Origin of the sequence: Cohnella sp. GbtcB17, assembly GCF_019091135.1 — a bacterium.
Lineage (GTDB): Bacteria > Bacillota > Bacilli > Paenibacillales > Paenibacillaceae > Cohnella.
In genome coordinates this window covers 1-265 of the sequence record NZ_JAGXJW010000286.1, presented here as the reverse complement: position 1 = coordinate 265, position 265 = coordinate 1, and the positions used below count along the sequence as shown (strand labels likewise).

1 protein-coding gene is annotated in these 265 nt (G+C 59.2%); it reads right to left on the bottom strand.

Annotation, left to right across the window (positions count from 1 at the left end):
* Positions 1 to 265 (bottom strand): tyrosine-protein phosphatase (locus KVT38_RS33795; RefSeq protein ID WP_217598089.1); only part of this gene is annotated, 265 nt, incomplete at both ends.

The window sequence follows — 265 nt, the reverse complement described above, 5'->3', positions numbered from 1 at the left end:
CCGGGTTCGCTTCGATGCGCCGGTACGTCAGCCATTCCGGCTCCGGTGTCGGACTGCGCTCCGCTTCCTGCTCGCCCCGGTAGTCCTGAACCGTCCTGTCGTTCAATGTTTGTAGAAATTGCAAGTCCTGCTCCGTTAACCCGCCCATTTCATCGGAACGGAACAGTAGGCCGTATTTCACACTCCGGCCATCTTCCGTCTCGTAACCGCCCATATCGCGGAAGTTGCTCGCTCCTTCCAGCGCGATTACCCGGTTCGCCGGATA